This is a genomic window from Kitasatospora sp. NPDC057904 (assembly GCF_042887925.1).
Taxonomy (GTDB): domain Bacteria; phylum Actinomycetota; class Actinomycetes; order Streptomycetales; family Streptomycetaceae; genus Kitasatospora.
In genome coordinates this window covers 432,021-453,012 of the sequence record NZ_JBHVOL010000005.1, presented here as the reverse complement: position 1 = coordinate 453,012, position 20,992 = coordinate 432,021, and the positions used below count along the sequence as shown (strand labels likewise).

Genomic DNA, 20,992 nt, shown 5'->3' with positions numbered 1-20,992 from the left:
GTCCCGCCGGGCGAACGCGTCGCACACTTGATAGCCCGTCCGGTGGATAAGCTGCCCCTGCAGGGCCGCTCGGGGACCCGGATGACGGCGGCCCACGGCTGGGAGGAAGGTCACCCGATGGCGCAGGCGAAGAAGATCGGCATGGTCCTCCTGCTCGTCTTCGTCCTCTACTCGATCATCACCTCGCCGGCCCGCTCGGCCGAGCTCGTCCAGTCGGGCTTCGAGGGCATCTCGAACGCCGCCAAGGCCGTCGGCACCTTCATGACCGGGCTGATCAAGTGACCGCCCCGGGCGGGTGACCGCCCCGGGCGCCGGACGGGCCCGACCAGGGGGCGGACGGCCGCGGAGGCGCCGCTGCACACCGGCTACGGTGGGCGGGACCCTCTGTACCCCCGTCCGCGAGGAGCGGCATCGTGATCCGGCACCTGGTCCTGTTCAAGCTCAACGAAGGCGTCAGCAAGGACGACGAGCGCGCGCTCGCGGGCGCCGAGGCGTTCGCCGGGCTCGGCTCGGTGATCCCCGAGCTGCGCGAGTGGGAGTGCGCCTGGAACACCACCGAGCGCGACATCGCGTACGACTACGCGATCAACAGCCTGGTCGAGGACCGCGACGCGCTCCAGGCCTACCTGACCCACCCGGCCCACCAGGCCGCGGCCGGACAGTGGCGCGAGTTCGCCACCTGGGTGATCGCGGACATCGAGGTCTGATACCACCATCCGCCCGGGGCGCTTCCCCCGGACGGATCGCGGCGCCCCGCCCGGGCCTCGGGCGGGGCGCCGCGGTCCGTCCGGGAACGATCCTTGCGGCGCCTCCCCGATCGGCCCCGTGCAGGCCCGGCACCGCATCAACACACCTCCACCGGGTGCTTGCCCGACCTGCGCCCGCCTTGTGATGCTATGACCGGTTTTGCCGGACATGGCGAGGTGAAGAACCAGCCACGACACCCGCTCCGCAGGGCCCGCCGTAGTCGACTTTGGGAGGGGTGACGTGTCCGTGGACGAGGCGCTCGCGGGGATCATCAGTCCGGCCGGCGAGCTCCGGCCGGACGGCCTGCGCGGCCCCGGCGGACGCCCGGTGGTCGACGTCCGGACGCTGACCCGGGTGCTGTTCGAGCGCCTGGCCGAGCTCCCCCCCGACGCGCCCGAGCGCGAGCGGGTGCGCGCCGCGCTCATCGAGGTGAACATCCCGCTGGTGCGCTACGCGGCCACCCGCTTCCGCAGCCGCAGCGAGCCCATGGAGGACGTCGTCCAGGTCGGCACCATCGGCCTGATCAACGCGATCGACCGGTTCGACCCCACCCGGGGCGTCCAGTTCCCCACCTACGCGCTGCCCACCATCCTCGGCGAGATCAAGCGCTACTTCCGGGACAACGTCCGCACGATGCACGTCCCGCGCCGGCTCCAGGAGCTGTGGGTGCAGGTCAGCGGCGCCATGGAGGAGCTGACGGTGCTGCACGGACGGGCCCCCAAGGTGCCCGAGATCGCCGCGAGCCTGCGCATCCCCGAGGAGGACGTCCGGGCCTGCCTGGACGCCGGGCGGGCCTACAACGCGGCATCCCTGGAGGCGGCCCAGGAGCACGAGGGCGGGCTCGCCCTGCTGGACCGCCTCGGCTACGAGGACTCCGCGCTCGCCGAGGTCGAGCACCGGGACGTGGTCCGCCACCTGCTGGTCCAGCTGCCCGAGCGGGAGCGGCGGATCGTCATGCTGCGATTCTTCGCCAACCTGACCCAGTCCCAGATCAGCACCGAGCTCGGGATGTCGCAGATGCACGTCTCCCGGCTGCTCTCGCGGATCCTGACGAGGCTTCGCACCGGCAACTCCTGGGAAGAGTGACATCGCTCCGCGTTACCGCCGCGTGACATCTTGCGACGATCGGGTTTGCCGGGGATCGTGTGCCGGTATGGAGGGGGAGGGCCGTCGCCGGGAACATCCGCGCGTCGGCGCCCGTTCAACCGTCAGTCACAAGGGGGTGGGCGCATGTCCGGAGAGCTGGGCACTGCGGAGATCCACGCTGGTCAGGCCAACGGCACCGCGGTCGCCGAGGAGCGCATCCCGCTGCAGCGGGGGCCGTCCACCGCACCGCCCGTCCCCGACACGCCCCCCGCGGCGTCAGCCGGCGCCGGGCTGGACACCCGCACGCTCTCCCGCTCGCTCTTCCTGCGGCTGGCCGCCGTGGAGCCCGGCAGCGCGGAGCACGCCTACGTCCGCGACACCCTGATCGAGCTCAACCTGCCGCTGGTCCGCTACGCCTCGGCGCGCTTCCGCAGCCGCAACGAGCCGATGGAGGACATCGTCCAGGTCGGCACGATCGGGCTGATCAAGGCGATCGACCGGTTCGACCCGGAGCGCGGGGTGGAGTTCCCCACCTTCGCGATGCCCACGGTGGTCGGCGAGATCAAGCGCTTCTTCCGGGACACCAGCTGGTCCGTCCGGGTGCCGCGGCGCCTCCAGGAGCTGCGGCTCGCCCTCACCAAGGCCGGCGACGAACTGGCCCAGCGGCTGGACCGCTCCCCCACCGTGCCCGAGCTGGCCGCCTGCCTGGGCGTCAGCGAGGAGGACGTGGTCGAGGGACTCGCGGTCGGCAACGCGTACACCGCGAGCTCGCTCGACTCCAGCCCGAGCGAGGAGGACGGCGACGGGCCGCTGGCCGAGCGGCTCGGCTACGAGGACCTCGCGCTGGAGGGCGTCGAGTACCGGGAGTCGCTCAAGCCGCTGCTGGCCAAGCTGCCGCCGCGCGAGCGCCGGATCATCATGCTGCGCTTCTTCGGGAACCTGACCCAGTCGCAGATCGGCGAGGAGATCGGGATCTCCCAGATGCACGTCTCCCGGCTGCTCACCAAGACCCTCACCCAGCTCCGGGAGGGGCTCATCAGCGAGGGCTGACGAGCGCGGCGGGGCTCAGCCCGCCGCGCCGTCCAGCAGGTTGTCGCGGAGCCCGGCCAGCACGCCGTCGTCCAGGCCGAGGCCGTCGTGCCAGAACGCCGCGAAACCGGACCAGCCGGCCTCGATCTCCTCGAAGGCCGCCGTCAGGTAGGCGGCGTCGGCCCGGAACACCGGCAGCAGCAGCCGCGGCTCGTGCATCAGGCCCCGGGTGCCGAAGTCGTCCATCACCCGCGCGACGACCGGCGCCGCGCGCTCGTTGGTCAGCAGGTAGTCCGCGACGACGGCCTCGCGGTCGACGCCCAGGGCGGTCAGCAGCAGCGCCGAGACCCAGCCGGTGCGGTCCTTGCCGGCCGTGCAGTGGAACAGCAGCGGCGGGCCGTCCGGGGCGGCCAGCAGGCGCAGCACGTCCGCGAACCGTTCGCGTGCGAGCCCGTCGGTGACGAACCAGCGGTAGAGCCCGGTCATCATCGCGGCGGCGCGGCCGTCGCCGAGCAGCGCGCGCTGCCTCGCCGGGCTGCGGTCGGCCAGGGCGTCGCGCAGCGTCACGTAGATGTCGAAATCGGGCGCGAACACCGGGAGATGGTGCAGGGTCACGCCGTCCTCGGCGTCCGGTTCGACGGTCAGCGCGGTGCCCGCGGGGAGGTCGCGGGCGAGCTCGGGGACGGGGAGTCCGGGGACGCGGTCGGGGCCGGCCTCGCGGACCTCGTCGAGGCTGCGGAGGTCGACCACGCGGCGCAGCCCGAGGGCCCGGAGCGCGTTCAGGTCATCCTCGGTGACGTGGTTCAGGCCATCGCTGCGCAGGACCGTCCCGGGGCGAAGGACCCTTCCGTCGGCCGTCCGGCAGCCCCCCAGATCGCGGGCATTGACCGCGCCGCGCAGACCGAGACTGCGCCCGACCTGGGGCATTCCGTTCCACTTGGACACCGCATTCCGGACGCCGCCGAATCCCCCGGCCTCGGTCTGCTGATCGGCCATGCGGGCGCCTCCATTGCATATTCGGACTGTCACATGGCACAGCGGTGCCCGATATTGCATGAACCTGCCCAATGCGGCGGCGAGATGTGCGAGAGTGTCATGCGCAACGACCCCAGTGTAGGTGTCCGCCGGGCCCCACCACCTCGCCCGAGCGGTAACAACGCTTGGTAACGACGCGTAGCACTCAGGTTCCGGTTTTTCATTTTCAATTCATCATTTGCATGGCCGATGCTGTTCCGGTCACAATCAGCGCCTTCATGGCTTCGCCATGAACGTTGGTAACAGGTTTGCTGCACTCTCGCCCAATTGGTCCCTCGCGGAGCCGACCCTCGACCAGGATGGGCGCCGGGCAGTCCTGCTGCCCGCGAACAGCTACAGGGCAGGCGACCGCCGAGCAGCGATGCGCCTGTCCCAAGGGGAGGATCACCATGGGTCGAGCGACCCGAAGAGTTGCCGCCTGCGCGGCGGCAGTTCTGCTGGCCAGCGGCCTGCAGATCACCCTGGCCCACGGCGACACCACGACGCCGAGGATCGACCTCACCGTCCTCGTCATCGACGACGGCGGTCCCTCCGTCGCGGCCATCACGGCCGAACTGAAGAGCCAGGGCACCCCGTACAAGGTCGTCACCCTCAGCGACCCCAACCGCCCCGTCATCAACGCCGCTTTCCTGAGCGACACGATCAACGGGCTGCCGCGGGGCAAGTACCAGGGCATCGTGATGCCCAACGAAAACCCCTTCGCCAACTCGCCGGCCGAGATGACGGCGATCGCGACGTACGAGGCGGCATTCAACGTCCGCCAGATCGACGCGTACACGTTCGCCAGCCCGGCGGTCGGTCTGAACTGGGCCCAAAATCCCGGTTACATTGGCACCTTGGACGGTTTCCAGGCCGCCACCACCACCGCCGGCACTTCGGGCCCGTTCGGCTACCTGAAGGGCGCCGTGCCCTTCGAGGACAACGACCCGAACGTCAGCGAGAGCTACGGGTACCTCGCCACCCCCCTGGCGAGCCTCCCGGCCGGCGCCTCGTTCACCCCGCTCGTCGACGCCCCGATCCCGGGGGCCTCCTCGCGCGGCTCGCTGGTCGGTGAGTACACCCACGACGGCCGCAAGGAACTGGTCGTCACGTTCGTCTACAACCAGTACCAGCAGCAGTACCGCCTGCTGGCGCGCGGCATGGTCGACTGGATCACCCAGGGCGTCCACCTCGGGTACGACCGCAACTACTTCGCGGCCCACATCGACGACGTCCTCCTGGCGGACGACCGCTGGTCGACCACCCTGAAGTGCACCCCCGGCGACGTGACCTGCCCGCCCGGCACCCCGGACACCGGCACCCCGATCCGGATGAGCCCCGCCGACGCGCAGTACGCCAAGCAGTGGATGACCACGAACAACTTCACGCTGGACCTGCTGTACAACGGCGGCGGCAGCGAGGACTGGAAGGCCGACCACAGCACCACGGTCGACCCGACGGCGCAGCAGCTGATCGCCGACCAGAACAGCTACCGCTGGGTCAACCACACCTACAGCCACCCGTACCTGGGCTGCGTCCAGGACGTCACCGTGGTGCCGTGGCGCTGCACCAAGGACGCCACCGGCAACACCGTCTGGGTCGACCAGAACACCATCCAGACCCAGGTCAAGAACAACTTCGACTGGGCCACCAAGAACGGCCTCACCAAGGTCGACCCGCAGGTCCTCGTCACCGGCGAGCACTCCGGGCTGCTGACCGCCCCGCAGGAGACCAGCGACAACCCGAACCTGGCGCCGGCGCTGGCCGCCAACGGCATCAAGTTCACCGGCAGCGACGCCTCCCGCGAGTCCGGCCAGCGGGCCGTCGGCCCCTCCACGCTGACCGTGCCGCGCTACCCGATGAACGTCTTCTACAACGCCGGCTCGGCGGTGGAGGAGACCGACGAGTACAACTGGATCTACACCAGCAAGGCCAACGGCGGCAGCGGGATCTGCGAGAACAACCCCAGCTCCACCTGCCTGCCCAAGCCGCTGGACGTCAACACCGGCTTCCAGTCGTACATCGTGCCGCTCGAGGCGCGGATCGACCTCGGCCACATCATGAGCAACGACCCGCGGCCGCACTACATCCACCAGTCGAACCTCTCCGAGGGCCGGATCATCTACCCGGTGCTGGAGAAGATCCTCGGCAACTACCGCGCGCTCTACGCCGACAGCGCCCCCGTCGTGAACCTCGGCGAGCGCGAGATCGGCCAGGAGTTCCAGAAGCGCGGGGCCTGGAGCGCGGCCGTCGCCGCCGGCCAGGTGACCGCCTACAAGATCGGCAACAACGTCACCGTCTCCGCGCCGGCCGGCGTTCAGATCGAGGCCACCATGCCGACGGGAACTACTCAGAAGCTGGCCATCGGTTCGACCGCTTTCGGTTCCGCCTACGCCGGTACGCTTTCCGGCTGGGTGGCGCCGGGCGCGCTGCAGAGCTCCGTCACGCTGCAGCTGTCCTCGGGTGCCACTCCGGCGGCCCCGGCCGCCGTCGCGCCGAGCGTCGCGGCCAAGTCCGTCCCGGCCCCGGCCCCGGCCGACAAGAAGGTGGTTCCCCAGGGCGTCGCCACCCCGGTCCCCGCCGGCCCCAGCGACACCACCCGCACCAAGGCTCCGGTCCTGGTCCCGGGCAGCGGAACCCCGGTGCCCGGCAAGGGCGTCCAGCAGAACGGCAACGGCGGCGCAGCCGGTGTCGTGAAGAGCTCCGTGGCCTCCGGGGGGACGGCCGGGCTCAACAAGAAGCAGGCCGGCAAGCCCGGCTCCCGGTAACACGCAAGACCCGATGGTGGGGCCGGCGCCGGCGAACCCGGCCCGGCCCTGCCACGGCTCACGTTCCGGCCACCCAGGCCGGACACCCGACGCAAGAACAGGAGGGGGGACAGGAGATGCGCGTCACCCTGCTCACCGAGGGGACGTATCCGCACCAGCACGGCGGCGTGAGCGTCTGGTGCGACCAGCTCGTTCAGGGCATGCCCGACGTGGACTTCGACATCATCGCCGTCACCGGAACCGGTCACGAGCCGCTCGCCTGGGAGCTGCCCGCCAACGTCCGGTCCGTCACCACCGCACCGCTGTGGGGCCCGGCCGCCGAGGCCAGGGCGCCGCGCGGCAGCGAGATGCGGCGCTTCCTCAACGCGTACGAGCGCTTCCTGCACTCCATCCTCGACCCGGTCTACACCACCCACTTCGGCACCGAGCTGTACGGCTTCGCCGACCTCGCCCGGCGCGGACTGCTCAGCCCCGCGCTGCGCAGCGAGCGGGCCCTGCGCACCCTCCAGCACGTCTGGACCCGCGACTACCTCCCCACCGCCGTCTCCCGGCCCACCCTCCACGACGCCCTGAACGCCACCGACCTCCTGGAGCACGCGCTGCGCCCGCTGTCGGTCGAGCCGCCGACGGACGGCGTCGCCCACGCGGCCAGCGGCGGCCTGGCCACGCTCCCGGGGCTGATCGCCGCCCAGCAGTACGGCGTACCGTTCCTGCTCACCGAGCACGGCATCTACCTGCGCGAGCGCTACCTCGGCTACCGCACCGGCCCGTACCGCTGGCCGGTCAAGGCGCTGCTGCTCGGCTTCTACCGGATGCTCGCCGAGGAGAGCTACCGGCAGGCCGCCCTCGTCACCCCCGGCAACCGGTACAACCGGCGCTGGGAGGAGCGTGGCGGCACCCCGTCGGAGAACATCCGGACCGTCTACAACGGCGTGGACCCGGCGGCCTTCCCGCCCGCCGGACCCGAGCCGCAGACCCCGACCCTCAGCTGGGCCGGCCGGGTCGACCCGATCAAGGACCTGGAGACGCTGATCCGCGCCTTCGCCATCGTCCAGCGGGAGATCCCCGAGGCGCGACTGCGGCTCTTCGGTGGCACTCCCAAGGGCGGCGAGGCGTACCGAGACGGCTGCATAGCCCTGGCCGCCGAGCTCGGCATCGCCGACTCGGTGGCCTTCGAGGGCCGCGTCGCCGACATCACCGACGCGTACGCGGCGGGCAACGTGGTCATGCTCTCCAGCATCAGCGAGGGCTTCCCGTTCACCCTCATCGAGGCGATGTCCTGCGGCCGCGCGACCGTCTCGACGGACGTCGGCGGCGTGCGCGAGGCCGTCGGCGACACCGGCCTGGTCGTCCCGCCGCGCGAGCCCGAGCCGATGGCCGCCGCCGCGATCGAGCTGCTGCGCGACGCCGAGCGGCGCGGGCGGCTCGGCGAGCAGGCCCGGCTGCGGGTCATCGAGCAGTTCACGCTGCGCCAGAACATCGACGGCTTCCGGGGCATCTACACCGAGCTCCTCGGCACCGCCCGCTGGATGCCCGAGGGCGTGGTGGCCGTCGGCGACGACGTCCCGACCGACTGGGACCAGCAGCTCGCCGTCGCCCGGCCCCAGCCGAGCGAGGTGGGGGCGTGAACGAGCGCAGCAAGAGAACCATGAAGAGGTGCGCGTTCCGCGAAGCGGCCGCCGAGTGCAGCGAGGTGGGCGCATGAGCGGTCCGATCCGTCTCGTTCCGGACGAGGCCGGCGCCGACCGGACGATGCAGCTGCGCACGCTCCCGCGGGGGCGCCGCCGCCCGGTCCTGCCGGCCCAGCCGGCGCCCGAGGAGGAGCTCGGCCTCTCCGCGGACCCGCTGGACGAACTCGCCGAGCGGCTGCGCGACGTCTGCGCCGACGCCGTCCACCCCTTCGAGATCGCGGCCTTCCTGGAGTCCGACGGCCTCTCCGACGAGCAGGCCGCCCTCCTGTACGGCCGCCCCGACGCCTTCACCGTCGCCGAGGAGCTGTTCGAGAAGGTCGAGCGCCGCTACCCCGGCCCGAGCTCCGAGTTCGCCAACCCCTGGCGGGCCGACCCCTGGCGCTGCGTCGTGCGCGGCCTGGTGTTCGCCCTGCCCGGGCTCGGCTACCTGCTCGGCGCCAACCTGTTCGCGGCCACCCGGATGCGCTTCGGCCTGCCCTCGGGCATGCTCGCGCTGACCGTCGCCACCGTCGCCAGCTGGGCCTTCAACCAGGCGCTCGCGCACCGCGCGTACCGCTGGCTCAGCCGGTTGCGGCGCCGGGACTCCGCGGTCTGCCTGAGCATCGGCGCACCGATCGGCGCGCTGATCGCCTCCGCCGCGGCGTACGTCGTCGGCGGGCCGCTCGCCTCCCTGCTGTTCGCCGCCGGGCAGTCCGCCTACCTGGGCGCGGCGACCGTGCTGCTGGTGCTCGGGCGGGAGAAGTTCCTGCTGCTGGCGCTGGCCCCGGCCTCGATCGGCGCGGGCGTGGTGCTCGCGGTGGACGTCCCGCAGGTCGTCCGGACGGTGGTCCTGCTGAGCTCGCTCGTGCTGGCCGTCGGCCTGGCGGTCCGCGAGCTCGTCAACTGCATCCGCGGTGACAAGGAGGCCAAGGACGCCGCCGCGGCCAGGCTGCAGCTCCGTCAGGAGATCCCGCACCTGCTGTTCGGCCTGGCCTGCGGCACCCTCACCCTGATCGCCGGCCTCGGCGTGACCATCCACCAGGCGGTCGAGACCGGCGCCGCGCGGGGCGCCCACACCGCCCCCACCGGCCCGGCCATGATCGCCCTGACGCTCAGCCTCGGCCTCGCCGAGTGGCTGCTCTTCCGCTACCGGGCGATGGCCGTCGCCGCGCTGCGGGTCAGCCACACCTCCGGCGAGTTCGTCCGCCGCACCGGCGGGGTGCTGCTCGGCTGCCTCTTCATCTACCTCACCACCGTGGCCGCGCTGGACGCCGCCGCGACCGTGCTGTGGCCCGGCGCCCCCGCGCTCGGCGTCCCGCAGCTCGGCGCGCTGCTGCTCCTCGGCGGCTCGCTCTGGCTGGCGCTGCTGCTGAACGCCTTCGGGCTCAGCTGGAGCACCGCCCTCATCTGTCTGGCCGCCGCGGGTGCCGAGAGCGCCGGGCTGCTGACCGGTGCGGATCCGACCCTCCTGCAGCTGATCGGCTGCGGGACGGCCGCCTTCGTCCTCACCGCCATCGCCGGGCCCGTGCTCGGCCGCACCACCCAGCACCGCTGAACACCACCGAAGAACACGCACGACCGAACCACGTGCCCGGCCGGACGCACACCGCAGCGCCGGCCGACAACACCACCGGCCGGACCGCGACAGGCCCGGCCGCTCCCCCGAGAAGCAGAAAGCGAATCACGCATGAGCAGCGTCGCCGTCACCGGAGCCGAGGGTTTCATCGGCTCCCACCTCGTCGAGACCCTGGTCGCCGACGGGCACCAGGTCCGCGCGATGGTCCAGTACAACTCCTTCTCCTCGTTCGGCTGGCTGGAGACCCTGCCGAAGGACGTGCTGGACTCGGTCGAGATCATCCTGGGCGACGTCCGGGACCCGGGTTCGGTCATCGACCTGGTCAAGAACACCGAGACCGTCTACCACCTGGCCGCCCTGATCGCGATCCCGTACTCCTACCGGGCCCCGCACTCGTACGTCGACACCAACGTCACCGGCACCCTGAACGTGCTGGAGGCGGTGCGCCACCTGGGCATCCAGCGCCTGGTGCACACCTCGACCAGCGAGACCTACGGCACCGCGCAGACCGTGCCGATCACCGAGGAGCACCCGATCAACACCCAGTCCCCGTACGCCGCCTCCAAGGCGGGCGGGGACCGGCTGGCCGACAGCTACTACGCCAGCTTCGAGACCCCGGTCGTCACCCTGCGCCCGTTCAACACCTTCGGCCCGCGCCAGTCGATGCGCGCCGTCATCCCGACCGTGATCGCCCAGGTCGCCGCCGGCCAGACCGAGATCACCCTCGGCGACCTGCGCCCGACCCGCGACTTCATGTTCGTCAAGGACACCGCGAACGCCTTCCGCACCGTCGGCACCGCGCCCGCCGAGGCCGTGGTCGGCCGGACCTTCAACGCCGGCACCGGCGGCGAGATCTCGGTGGGCGACCTGGTCACCCTGGTCGGCAAGCTGATGGGCGTCGACCTCGTGGTCAAGGAGGACGAGCAGCGCATCCGTCCGACCAACTCCGAGGTCATGCGCCTGGTCGCGGACGCCACCAAGCTGCGCGAGGCGACCGGCTGGGCGCCCGGCTTCAGCCTGGAGCAGGGCCTGGAGCAGACCATCGAGTTCTTCCAGGACCCGGCCAACCTGGCCCGCTACAAGACCGACATCTACAACGTCTGACCCGCCGCACCGATCCAGCCATCTCTGGTTCTCAAGGCTCGTGTCCTGCACATACCTTCCGTGGGGGAAACACCATGCATGCAGTGATCCTGGCCGGCGGTAAGGGCGTCCGTCTCCGCCCGTACACCACCGCGCTCCCCAAGCCGCTCGTCCCGATCGGCGACCAGCACGCGATCCTGGAGATCGTGATGCGCCAGCTCGCCGCCGCGGGCTTCAAGACCGTCACCCTGGCCATCGGCCACCTCGGCCACATCATCCGCGCGTACGTCGGCAACGGCTCCCAGTGGGGCCTGCGCGTCGGCTACGCCGTCGAGGACAGCCCGCTCGGCACCATGGGCCCCCTGCTCACCATGCAGGACCGCCTGCCCGAGCACTTCCTGGTGATGAACGGCGACATCCTCACCGACCTGGACTTCGCCGGGGTGCTCAAGCACCACGAGACGTCCGGCGCTCCGCTTACCATCGCCACCTACGCCCGCCAGGTGAAGATCGACTTCGGTGTCCTGACCACCGAGTCCGGCAGCATCACCGGCTTCCAGGAGAAGCCGAGCATCGACTACCGCGTCTCGATGGGCGTGTACGGCGTGTCCCGCTCCGCGCTCGCCAAGTACACCCCCGGCCTGCCGCTCGGCTTCGACGAGCTGGTGCTCGACCTGCTGGCCGCCAAGACCCCGCCGTCCTCCTACGACTTCGGCGGCTACTGGCTCGACATCGGCCGCCCGGACGACTACGACCGCGCGAACGCCGAGTTCGCGAGCATCCGCCCGGTGCTGATGCCCTTCGAGGCGGGCACCGTCACGCCGTCGGTCACGGAGCTGCCGGTCCCCGCCGCCCGCACTGCGGCGGACACCGACCAGACGCCCGCCACCGCGGGCGCCGAGAGCGACGGACGGGCCGCGTGAGGATCCTGCTTCTCGGCGGGGACGGCTTCCTCGGCCGCCACGCCACCGCCGTCCTGCGGTCGCTGCCCGGTGCCACCGTGCTGACCGCGGGCCGGCGGCCCGCCCACGACCTGCGGCTGGACCTGGCCACCGCCCAGCCCGGCCCGCTCGGCGAGGAACTCGCCGCGCTGGCCGCCGACGTGGTGGTCAACTTCGCCGGCGCGGTGGCCGGCAGCGCGGTCAAGCTGGCCGAGGTGAACGCCCGCGGTCCGGCGGTGCTCTGCGAGGCGCTGCAGCTCGGCGCCCCGAAGACCCGGCTGGTGCACATCGGTTCGGCCGGCGAGTACGGCGTCTGCGAGACGGGCAGCTCGCTGTCCGAGGAGGCGGACGCCCGTCCCGTCGGCGTGTACGGCGCGACCAAGCTGGCCGGCTCCCTCGCGGTGGCCGGCTCGCCGCTGGACGCGGTGGTGCTGCGGGTGTTCAACCCGGTCGGCCCGGGGGCACCGGCGGGCTCGCTGCCCGGCCGGCTCGCCGCCGAGCTGCGCCGGGTGGCGCCCGAGGGCACCGGCGGCGTCGTGCGGGTCGGGGACCTCTCCGCCCACCGCGACTTCGTCGACGCCCGCGACATCGCGCGCGCGGTCGGCCTGGCCGCCGCCGCGGACCGTCCGCTCCCCCGGGTGCTCAACCTCGCCTCCGGGCGGGCCAGGCCGGTCCGGGCGATCGCCGACGGCCTGGTCGCGGCGGCCGGCTTCACCGGCCGGATCGACGAGAGCGGGGCGGGCTCCGAGCGCTCGGCCGCGGTCTCCTGGCAGCAGGCCGACGTGTCGGCCGCCGCCCGGGAGCTCGGCTGGCACCCGGAGACCGACCTCGCCGACACCCTGCGCGACCTCTGGCTCAGCACCGGGCCCGGCCCGACCCCGGTCCTCGGATGACCGGGACCACCCCCGACGGCCGCCTGCTGGTGCCGCTGTACGTCCACCCCGCGGTGGACCCGGCGGCCTGGCGGGCGGTCGCCGCCGCCGACCCCGCCAGGATCGCCGCCATCGTGCTCAACCTGGCCGACGGCCCCGGCGAGGTCCCGGACAACGTCTTCGCCGAGGCCGCCGAGGAACTGCGGGCCGCCGGCCTGCCGCTGCTCGGCTACGCCGACACCGACTACGGCCGGCGCTCCCACGCGGCCGTGGTGGCCGACATCCTGACGTACCGCCAGCGCCACGGCATCACCGGCGTGTACCTCGACCAGGTCGCCTGCCACCCGGGCGCGCTGGCGCACTACCGGCGGCTGGCCACGGCGGCCCGCGCGGCCGGCTGCGGCACCGTCGTGTTCGGCCACGGCGAGCACCCCGACCCCGGCTACGCCGAGGTCGGCCTCGCCGACCTGCTGGTCACCTTCGAGGGCACCTGGGACGCCTACCGGGAGATGACCCTGCCCCTGTGGACCGGCCGCCACGCGGCCTCCCGCTTCTGCCACCTGGTGTACGACGTCCCCGCCGACCAGGCAGGGGACGTCACCGCGCTGATCGCCGCCCGACGGGCGGGCGTCAGCGCCGCCGTTCCGGGCTCCGGGGACAACCCCTGGTGCACCCTCCCCCACGGTCTGACCGCCGCTGAACTGACCTGACCAGATCCGGAGTTCGACAACCGTGAACCGCCGCACCCGGCCCTTACCGGCCGCCATCGCCCTCGCCGTCGCCCTGCTGGCCACCGCGTGCAGCAGCTCCGGGGACGACCACGGCCCGTCGGCCGGTGACTCCCCGAGCGAGCCGCCCGCGGCGACCGCTCCCGGCACTCCCGGCACCCCGAGCGACACCGCGCCCCCCGGCGCCCCGGGCACGCCGAGCGCTCCCGACACACCCACGCCCACGCCGACCGGGACTCCCGGGACCCCGTCGGCGTCCGGCAGGCCGTCCGCCCCCGGCACCCCGGGCGGCGGCACCACCGCCCCGCCGCCGTCCGGCGCCCGCTGGCAGCCCGCCCCTGGCCTCGCCTGGCAGTGGCAGCTCGGCGGCGGCGTCGACCAGTCGGTGGACGTGCCGGTCTACGACATCGACGGCTTCGAGAACGACGCCTCGGTGGTCGCCTCGCTGCACGCCAAGGGCCGCAAGGTGATCTGCTACATCAACGCCGGTTCCTGGGAGAGCTTCCGCCCCGACGCGGCCGCCTTCGCCAAGACCCTGGAGGGCTCGGACACCGGCTGGAAGGGCGAGAAGTGGTTCGACATCCGGCAGGTCGACCAGCTCAAGCCGCTGATGGCCGCCCGCTTCGACATGTGCAGGAGCAAGGGCTTCGACGCCGTCGAGCCGGACACCATCGAGGCCTACAACCAGGACAGCGGCTTCCCGCTCACCGGTGACGACCAGATCCGGTACAACCGCATGCTGGCCCAGCTCGCCCACGAGCGCGGCCTGGCGATCGGCCTGAAGAACGACCTGGACCAGATCCCGGCGCTGCTGAACGACTTCGACTTCGCGGTCAACGAGGAGTGCTCGCAGTACGACGAGTGCGACCGGGTCGAGCCGTTCGTCAAGCAGGGCAAGGCGGTCTTCCACGTCGAGTACAAGGTCGGCACGGACCAGTTCTGCACCAAGGCCAAGGCGCTCGGCTTCAGCTCGATGCAGAAGAAGCTCGACCTGGACGCGTGGCGCAAGCCCTGCTGAGCCGCGCCCGACGGCCTCCCGTCGCGCGGGTGACCCGGACGGGGGTCACCCGCGCGAAGGTCACTTGACCGCGAGCCAGACGACTCCGCCCAGCACGACCAGGACGATGACGGCGATCAGCGCGATCGTGCCGGTGCGGTTGCCGCTGCTGCGGCCGTAAGTGGAGACGGAGCCGGGGCTCTGCGGCGCGGGGGTCTCGTCGACGAACGCCCGGAACATCTGGGTGCTGCCGGCGGGGTCGTAGTCGTTGTCAGCCATGGCACGGACTCTAACGAATCCGGCACCCGGCCCGACACCCCGGACCCTCGGTCCGGCCCCGGACCACCCGCACGCGCAACGGCGGTACGACGACCACGTGAAGACCGCCCGAAGCCCGGAATGCCGTACGGCGTGATCCTGTTGACTGCGTCCATGACCGGAAACCACAGTGATGCCGCACGCCGGATCCGGCTCGGCGGCTCCGACCTCAGCGTCCACCCGCTCTCCCTGGGGGGCAACGTCTTCGGCTGGACGGCCGACGAGGAGCAGTCCTTCGCCGTCCTGGACGCCTACGCCGCGGCCGGCGGCAACTTCGTCGACACCGCCGACGTCTACTCCGCCTGGGCCCCGGGCAACACCGGCGGCGAGTCCGAGACGATCATCGGCAACTGGGTGCGCAGCCGCGGCAACCGCGACGACGTCGTGATCGCCACCAAGGTCGGCATGCACCCCGAGGCGGGCGGCCTGGGCGCGGCCAACATCAAGGCCTCGGCGGAGGGTTCGCTGCGGCGCCTGGGCGTCGAGCGGATCGACCTCTACTACACCCACCGGGACGACGACACCCCGGTCGAGGAGTTCGTCACCGCACTGGACGAGCTGGTCCGCGAGGGCAAGGTCCGCGCGGTCGCCGCGTCCAACATCGGCGCCGAGCGGCTCGCCGAGGCGCTGGCCTTCGCCGAGCGCGAGGGCCTGGCCAAGTACGTGGCCGTCCAGCCGCACTACAACCTGGTGTCGCGCGGCACCTTCGAGGGCCCGCTGGCCGACGTGGTCGCCGACCACGGCCTGGCCACCGTGCCGTACTACGCCCTGGCCTCCGGCTTCCTCACCGGCAAGTACCGCCCGGGCGGCCCCGGCGTGGCCAGCGCCCGCTCCGAGGGCGCCGCCCGCTACCTGGACGACCCGCGCGGCCCCAGGGTGCTGAAGGCGCTGGACGTGGTCGCCGCCGAGCACGGCGTCGAGCTCGGCACGGTCGCCCTCGCCTGGCTCGCGGGCCGCCCGACGGTCGCGGCCCCGATCGCCAGCGCCCGCACGGTCGAGCAGCTCCCGCCGCTGCTGGCCGCCGCCGCGCTGGAGCTCACCCCCGAACAGACGGCGCTGCTCGACGAGGCGTCCGCCTGACGGCACCACCGCGCGCCCCCGCGGGCCACGTGCGCGCCGCCCGTACGGGTGGTGGCACGCGGCCCGCGGCCGTTTCCGGGCCACCATGGTTCGAGCCCGACCGACCCACCGCAGCCCGGGGGCCCGATGTGCCCGACCAACCCGCCCGGAACGGCTTCGCCGTCTCCCCGTCCGACCTGTCCGCCCACGCCGGGACGGTCGACGAACTCCACGCCGGCCTCACCACCGCCGACGACCCCGCCCGCGACCGCACCGCCGGCGCGCACGCCGCCCTGGCCGGCTGGCGCACCGGAGCCGAACTCCGCGCCCGCGCCGACCGCTGGGACGACCAGGTGGCCGCCTTCGGCGGCATCCTCCACGACCTCGCCCACCGCCTGCGCACCACCGGCGCCGCGTACGCCGCCACCGACCGCGGCCCGGACACCGAGGAGTAGCGCGGTGCCACCCCGCCCGTGCCGGGCTTCGGCCTCCCGCCCGGCGGGGAGCGGCCGGTGCTGAGCTACGAGACCGTCCGCTCCACCCGCCTCGACGCCCTCACCACCGCCGCCGAGGAGTGGACCGCCCTGCGCGCCCGCTACCTCGGCCTGCGCGACCGGCTCGACGGCGAGATCGCCGGCCCGCTGGCCGAGGGGTGGGACGGCGAGGCGGCCACCGCCGCCCGCGCGCTGATCGCCGAGGTGGCGGGCCAGTTCACCGCCGCGAGCCAGGAGTCCGCCGACCTCGGCACCCTGCTGGCCGACGCCGCCGGCCAGTTCACCGACGCCCAGCGACAGCTCGTCCGCCTGGCCGACGAGGACGCCCCCGCCGCCCACCTCCGGGTCTCTCCCACCGGCGCCGTGACGGACGTCCACCCGCTGCACGACGACGAGTCGGCCCGTCACCAGCCCGAGTACCGGTCGGTCTTCCTCCCCGAGCGCCACCGCGTGATCGCCGAGCTGGCGGGCCGCATCGAGTCCGCCCGGCGCGCCGCCACCGAGGCCGACGAGGCCGCCGCCTGGGCCCTGCGCTCGGCCCCGCCCGTCCCGGGGGACCGCCCGTTCGGCCCGGACGGCTGCCACTCCCTCGCCCAGGCCCGGCAGGCCCGCGTGGACCTGGGCGCCGCCCTCACCCTGGCGGCGAAGCGCGCCGCGCTCACCCCCGACGAACTGACCCGCCTCGACGCCCTGCTCTCCGCCCACGCCGACGACCCCGCCTTCGCCGCCGGGTTCGCCACCACACTCGGCCCGCGCCCCGCCCTCGAACTCTGGCGCGACCTCAACGACCCCGCGCTGTCCGCCACTTCGGCCGGCGGACGGGCGGACGCCCTGCGCCGCCTCCAGTCCTCCCTCGGCACCGTCCTCGGCACCGCCACCCACAGCACCGACCCGGCCATGCGCACCTGGGAGCAGGAGGTCCTGCGCCTCGGCCCGAAGCAGCTGGCCCGCGCCGGCGGCGGCCCGATGCCGACGGGCTACCACCTGATGAGCGCCCTGCTGCGCTCCGGCCGGTACGCCCCCGGCTTCCTCGCCGCCTACGGCGAGGGCCTGCTGGCCACCGAACGCGGCGCCAGGGTGCCCCCGCAGCTGCTGTGGTGCCCCGACGGCACCGAGCCCGCCTGGGACCACCTCGGCGAGGGCCGCGGCGGCGACCCGGTGACCGGCTTCCTGGCCGCCCTGGCCCACCACCCGGCCGCCGCCACCGCGTTCCTGGACCCGGGCGACCCGCGGCGCGGCGACCACCTCGCCTACCTGCTGCGCGAGCGCCGCTGGCCCGAGGAGCTGGTGGCCGGCGCCCACGTCCGGGGCCACCACGCGCTGGGCCTCGCCGTCCAGGCCGCCGCGACCGGCGGCCACCCGGACGGGTTCCACGCCCACAGCGCCGCCCAGGCCCGGGTGATGCGGGACACCGTGACCCTGCTGGACGCCGGCATCGGCCGCGAACACCTCCCGCCCGGCCTGCACGCCCCCGTCGCCGCGGCCCTCGCCGGCTACGCCGCCGACACCCATGCCGTCCTCTCCGGCACCAGCCGCTCCGCCAAGGACCACGCGGCCGCCGCGGCCGCCGGCGTGTGGACCGACGAGCGCACCGGCGAGGTCCGGATGGCCGTCGAGAAGGGCCCGCTGATCCGCGCCCTACGCGGCCTCGCCGACCTCCCGGAGGCCCATCACCTCGTCCAGCAGGCCGAGTTGACGCACATCGCGGAACGGATCGGCGCTCTCCCGGCCGGCACCTCCGAGCCGGAGTGGAAGGGGCTGCTCGCCAACTCCGCGGTCGCCCTCGGCGTGCTCGACGCCGTCCAGGCCGACGCGGTGCTCGACCAGCGCGACGACGCCGCCAAGGTCGCCGCCTGGAAGGCCAAGGGCCTGTACACCGGCCTCGACGCCCCGCTGAAGCTCGTCCCCGGCCCCGGGCTCGGCGAACTGACCCGGCGGGTCCTGGCGGCCGGCATCGCCGACTGGCAGAGCGGCGCCCTCGATGCCATCGACGCCGCGGCGGCTGGCCGGATCGAGCGCAACACCCTCACCGGCCCGGACGGCCGCACCGGCCACGAGGGCGTGACCGCGATGGTCGAGCAGTGGCGGCGCGAACACGGCCACCCGGACCCGGACGGCCTCGCCGCCGACTGGGACAAGCAGCAGCTGCGCGCCGTCTACGGCACCGGCCGCACCGACGCCGCCGCGGCCCTCGGCCGCTCCGGGGGCTGACCCCACCGGGAACGCGACAGGCCCCCGGCGGTGACGAACCGCCGGGGGCCCGGAGCCGGCCGTACTACGGCCGACCGAAGTGGGTCGGGTAGTACCCCGCGTTCAGCGTCGAGATCCGCACCGTCCTGCCCGGCCGCGGCGCCTCCACGAACGTGCCGCCGCCCAGGTAGATCCCCACGTGGTGGATCCCCGAGGCGCGCCCGCTGTCCGACCAGAACACCAGGTCACCGCGGCGCAGCTGCCCCGCGCCGATCGGCGTGGTGGCGGCGTACTGGTCGTCGGCCACCCGCGGCAGGCTTATCCCGCTGCGCCGGTACGCCTGCTGGACGAGTCCCGAGCAGTCGTAGCCGGACGGCCCGTCACCGCCCCAGACGTACGGCTTGCCCAGCTGGGCGAGCGCGTAGTCGACGGCCGACTCCCTGCTCCCGGAGGACGCGCTCCCGGAGGAGCCGCCGTCGGAGGACGGCCGCGACGGCACCGGGCCGGAGTCGCCGGACCGGCCGGTGCGGTTCAGGTAGACGTCGTAGTGGCTGGTCCAGCGCCACTCGCCGCCGGAGTTCTTGAACCAGTACCGCTCCCCGTCCCAGCCCTGCCGCAGCCCCGCGGACGCGGCCTGGCCGTTGGACCCGGACGACCGTCCGCCGGTGTCGGCCGAGCCACCGGAGCCACCGGACTTGCCGGGCTTCGCGGACTGGCCGGTGCGGCTCGCGTAGACGTCGTAGTGGCCGGTCCAGCGCCACTCGCCGCCGGAGTTCTTGAACCAGTACCGCGATCCGTCCCAGCCCTGCTTGCCGGCCGCGGCGTGCGCGGATCCGGCGCCGGCCGTCAGACCGACGACGCCGGCGCCCGCCAGCACCGTGGTGGCCAGGCAGGTACTTCGCACGGCGCGGTGTATTCGGCTGCCCCCGGCCGCCGCCCCGGAGCGGGCGGTGCGCGGGCGGGCCGCGCAGTTCGGGCAGCCGCAGCCCGCGATCGCGGGGATGCTGCCGAGGCTCTCCTCGAAGCCGATCGTCCCGAAGTCGGCGTCGACGTCGGCGACGGCGGTCCCGGGGCCGGCGTACGCGCCGGTGGCTATCCTCATGCGGGTCGTCCTTCCTTCCTCCCGGCCCGGGCGGCCGGGGACGGTACCGAGGCGGCCACTCCGGCCGGCGCGACGAAGGCGACCAGCAGCTGCTCCATCAGGGCGCTGCGGGCGGCCTCGTCCAGTTCGTGCGCCGTCGCGCGCTCCAGCCGGCGGACGGCGAGCGCCGCCGCCTCGACCGCGTCGTCCACCAGGACCGTGCGCAGACCCGCGTCCAGGTCGGCCAGCCGGCGGCGACGCATCGACTCGGCGACCTCGGGCGCGTAGTCCAGCGCCAGCGGCTGCACCGAGTACACCTCCAGGCCCGCCGGGGCCGCCTCGGCGGCCAGCGCCCGGGTCAGCTCGTCGGCGAACCACTGCCCGTCGCGCAGCGCGGGCCCGGGGGCCGCGTTGCTGTCGCACGGCAGGGTGGACGCGGTGCGGGTGAGCACCGCCTGGATCTGCTCGCGCAGGTAGCCCTCGTGGTCGTCGATCGCCAGCAGCGCCCGCGCGGTGTCCTTGATCCGCCAGACGACCAGCAGCCGGACGACGATCGGGGTGCCGGTGCGGTCGACCACCTTGGCCGGCTCGCTGCGCCAGTGCCGCAGCCGCACGTCCACCCGGCGGCGGCGCAGCAGCGGGTTGACCCAGACGAGGCCGGCGCGGCGGACGGTGCCCCGGTAGCGGCCCCACCGGGTGAGCACCCGGGTCTCGCCGCCGGCGTTGGCGAGCAGTCCGGCGAGGGCGTAGACGACGAGCAGCCCGGCGGCGCCCACCGCGGCGACCGACAGGACGTCCACCTCGGTCCGGCCGCTCTCCCGCGCGGCGATGCCGCGCAGGTCGGGCAGCGCGTCCCAGTACGGGACGACTCCGTCGTGCAGGAGCACCGCGAGGACGCCGGCGACGCCGACGAGCACCGCGAACAGCGCCGACCAGCCCGGCAGGACGGTGGCGACGTGCTCGCGCAGCGCCTGGTCGGCGCGCGGGGGGCGGCGGGAGGTCACGGCCGCGATGCCGCCGGCCGGGGTGGCGTCCGGGAGCTCGACGGCCTCCGCGGCGGCCGCCTCCAGCGGGTCGCGGGGGTCGGCTCTGCCGAAGGCCGGCCCGGGGACGACCGCGAGGGGGGCGGTGGCCTCCCCGCCGTCGGCCGCGGCGGCCGTCCTGGCGGGCTTGGCCAGCGCACTCGCGCCGCTGACGGAACGTTCCGGCAGTACCGGCGGGAACGTCGTGGGCAGGTGGTCGGGTCGCTGCGAAGAATCGCGGGTGACGTCCATGCACGGATCCTCGGGGTCGGTGTGTCGCGCAACGGGCGGCCCGGATCTGACGGGCAGTGCCAGAG

18 protein-coding genes and 1 pseudogene are annotated in these 20,992 nt (G+C 73.6%); 15 read left to right on the top strand and 4 right to left on the bottom strand.

The features are described 5' to 3' along the window. The first annotated feature begins 42 nt into the window (after window positions 1-42). The 4 genes from ACFVSN_RS16475 (at window position 43) to ACFVSN_RS16460 (ending at window position 2,883) form a co-directional block, all read left to right on the top strand. Window positions 43-282, top strand: coding sequence for a hypothetical protein (locus tag ACFVSN_RS16475; RefSeq protein ID WP_380444587.1), 240 nt, complete (start codon window positions 43-45; stop codon window positions 280-282). 131 nt (window positions 283-413) lie between these two features. Next, on the top strand, window positions 414-707 hold the full coding sequence (locus tag ACFVSN_RS16470; protein ID WP_380444574.1) for a Dabb family protein: 294 nt from the start codon (window positions 414-416) through the stop codon (window positions 705-707). Between the two features lie 286 nt (window positions 708-993). Continuing rightward, complete coding sequence (locus tag ACFVSN_RS16465) at window positions 994-1,833, top strand: RNA polymerase sigma factor SigF (protein ID WP_380444586.1); 840 nt, start codon at window positions 994-996, stop codon at window positions 1,831-1,833. Window positions 1,834-1,977: 144 nt separating this feature from the next. Further along, entirely contained in the window at window positions 1,978-2,883 is a 906-nt protein-coding gene (locus ACFVSN_RS16460) for an RNA polymerase sigma factor SigF (protein ID WP_380494637.1), read from the top strand. Between the two features lie 15 nt (window positions 2,884-2,898). On the opposite strand, the gene ACFVSN_RS16455 is transcribed toward ACFVSN_RS16460, so the two are convergent. Next, window positions 2,899-3,858, bottom strand: a complete 960-nt coding sequence (locus tag ACFVSN_RS16455) for a tyrosine-protein phosphatase (protein ID WP_380444578.1) — start codon at window positions 3,856-3,858, stop codon at window positions 2,899-2,901. A 428-nt stretch (window positions 3,859-4,286) separates the two neighbouring features. On the opposite strand from ACFVSN_RS16455, the gene ACFVSN_RS16450 reads away from it, so the two are divergent. From ACFVSN_RS16450 to ACFVSN_RS16415, 8 genes and pseudogenes are all read left to right on the top strand, one after another. After that, window positions 4,287-6,644, top strand: coding sequence for a hypothetical protein (locus tag ACFVSN_RS16450; RefSeq protein WP_387955542.1), 2,358 nt, complete (start codon window positions 4,287-4,289; stop codon window positions 6,642-6,644). A 116-nt stretch (window positions 6,645-6,760) separates the two neighbouring features. After that, a complete protein-coding gene (gene pelF, locus ACFVSN_RS16445) occupies window positions 6,761-8,272 on the top strand; it encodes a GT4 family glycosyltransferase PelF (RefSeq protein WP_380444580.1) in 1,512 nt (503 codons plus the stop codon). 73 nt (window positions 8,273-8,345) lie between these two features. After that, window positions 8,346-9,869 carry a hypothetical protein gene (locus tag ACFVSN_RS16440; RefSeq protein WP_380444581.1) on the top strand — a complete coding sequence of 508 codons (1,524 nt, stop codon included), beginning with the start codon at window positions 8,346-8,348 and terminating at the stop codon, window positions 9,867-9,869. Window positions 9,870-10,001: 132 nt separating this feature from the next. Next, a complete protein-coding gene (locus ACFVSN_RS16435; protein ID WP_380444582.1) occupies window positions 10,002-10,994 on the top strand; it encodes an SDR family NAD(P)-dependent oxidoreductase in 993 nt (330 codons plus the stop codon). 74 nt (window positions 10,995-11,068) lie between these two features. After that, window positions 11,069-11,770 (top strand): annotated as a pseudogene (locus tag ACFVSN_RS16430) (NDP-sugar synthase); the annotation flags it as partial. A 122-nt stretch (window positions 11,771-11,892) separates the two neighbouring features. Continuing rightward, a complete protein-coding gene (locus ACFVSN_RS16425; protein ID WP_387955540.1) occupies window positions 11,893-12,807 on the top strand; it encodes an NAD-dependent epimerase/dehydratase family protein in 915 nt (304 codons plus the stop codon). Next, complete coding sequence (locus ACFVSN_RS16420) at window positions 12,804-13,496, top strand: spherulation-specific family 4 protein (protein WP_380442835.1); 693 nt, start codon at window positions 12,804-12,806, stop codon at window positions 13,494-13,496. Before ACFVSN_RS16425 ends, ACFVSN_RS16420 begins: the two co-directional genes overlap by 4 nt. 22 nt (window positions 13,497-13,518) lie before the next feature. Next, window positions 13,519-14,532: an endo alpha-1,4 polygalactosaminidase gene (locus ACFVSN_RS16415; RefSeq protein WP_380442833.1), complete on the top strand. Its 1,014-nt coding sequence runs from the start codon at window positions 13,519-13,521 to the stop codon at window positions 14,530-14,532. A gap of 60 nt (window positions 14,533-14,592) precedes the next feature. On the opposite strand, the gene ACFVSN_RS16410 is transcribed toward ACFVSN_RS16415, so the two are convergent. Next, entirely contained in the window at window positions 14,593-14,790 is a 198-nt protein-coding gene (locus tag ACFVSN_RS16410; RefSeq protein ID WP_380442831.1) for a hypothetical protein, read from the bottom strand. 153 nt (window positions 14,791-14,943) lie between these two features. Between ACFVSN_RS16410 and ACFVSN_RS16405 the strand changes: the two genes are divergently transcribed. The 3 genes from ACFVSN_RS16405 (at window position 14,944) to ACFVSN_RS16395 (ending at window position 18,593) form a co-directional block, all read left to right on the top strand. Beyond that, window positions 14,944-15,909, top strand: a complete 966-nt coding sequence (locus tag ACFVSN_RS16405; RefSeq protein WP_380442829.1) for an aldo/keto reductase — start codon at window positions 14,944-14,946, stop codon at window positions 15,907-15,909. A 128-nt stretch (window positions 15,910-16,037) separates the two neighbouring features. Continuing rightward, on the top strand, window positions 16,038-16,343 hold the full coding sequence (locus ACFVSN_RS16400; protein ID WP_387955537.1) for a hypothetical protein: 306 nt from the start codon (window positions 16,038-16,040) through the stop codon (window positions 16,341-16,343). A gap of 57 nt (window positions 16,344-16,400) precedes the next feature. Beyond that, window positions 16,401-18,593: a hypothetical protein gene (locus tag ACFVSN_RS16395; protein WP_387955535.1), complete on the top strand. Its 2,193-nt coding sequence runs from the start codon at window positions 16,401-16,403 to the stop codon at window positions 18,591-18,593. A 64-nt stretch (window positions 18,594-18,657) separates the two neighbouring features. Here the strand turns inward: ACFVSN_RS16395 and ACFVSN_RS16390 are convergent, their stop codons facing one another. Then, a complete protein-coding gene (locus ACFVSN_RS16390; protein ID WP_387955533.1) occupies window positions 18,658-19,674 on the bottom strand; it encodes a C40 family peptidase in 1,017 nt (338 codons plus the stop codon). After that, entirely contained in the window at window positions 19,671-20,927 is a 1,257-nt protein-coding gene (locus ACFVSN_RS16385) for an SPFH domain-containing protein (protein WP_387955531.1), read from the bottom strand. The genes ACFVSN_RS16390 and ACFVSN_RS16385 overlap by 4 nt, the downstream gene beginning before the upstream one ends. Between the last annotated feature and the right edge of the window lie 65 nt (window positions 20,928-20,992).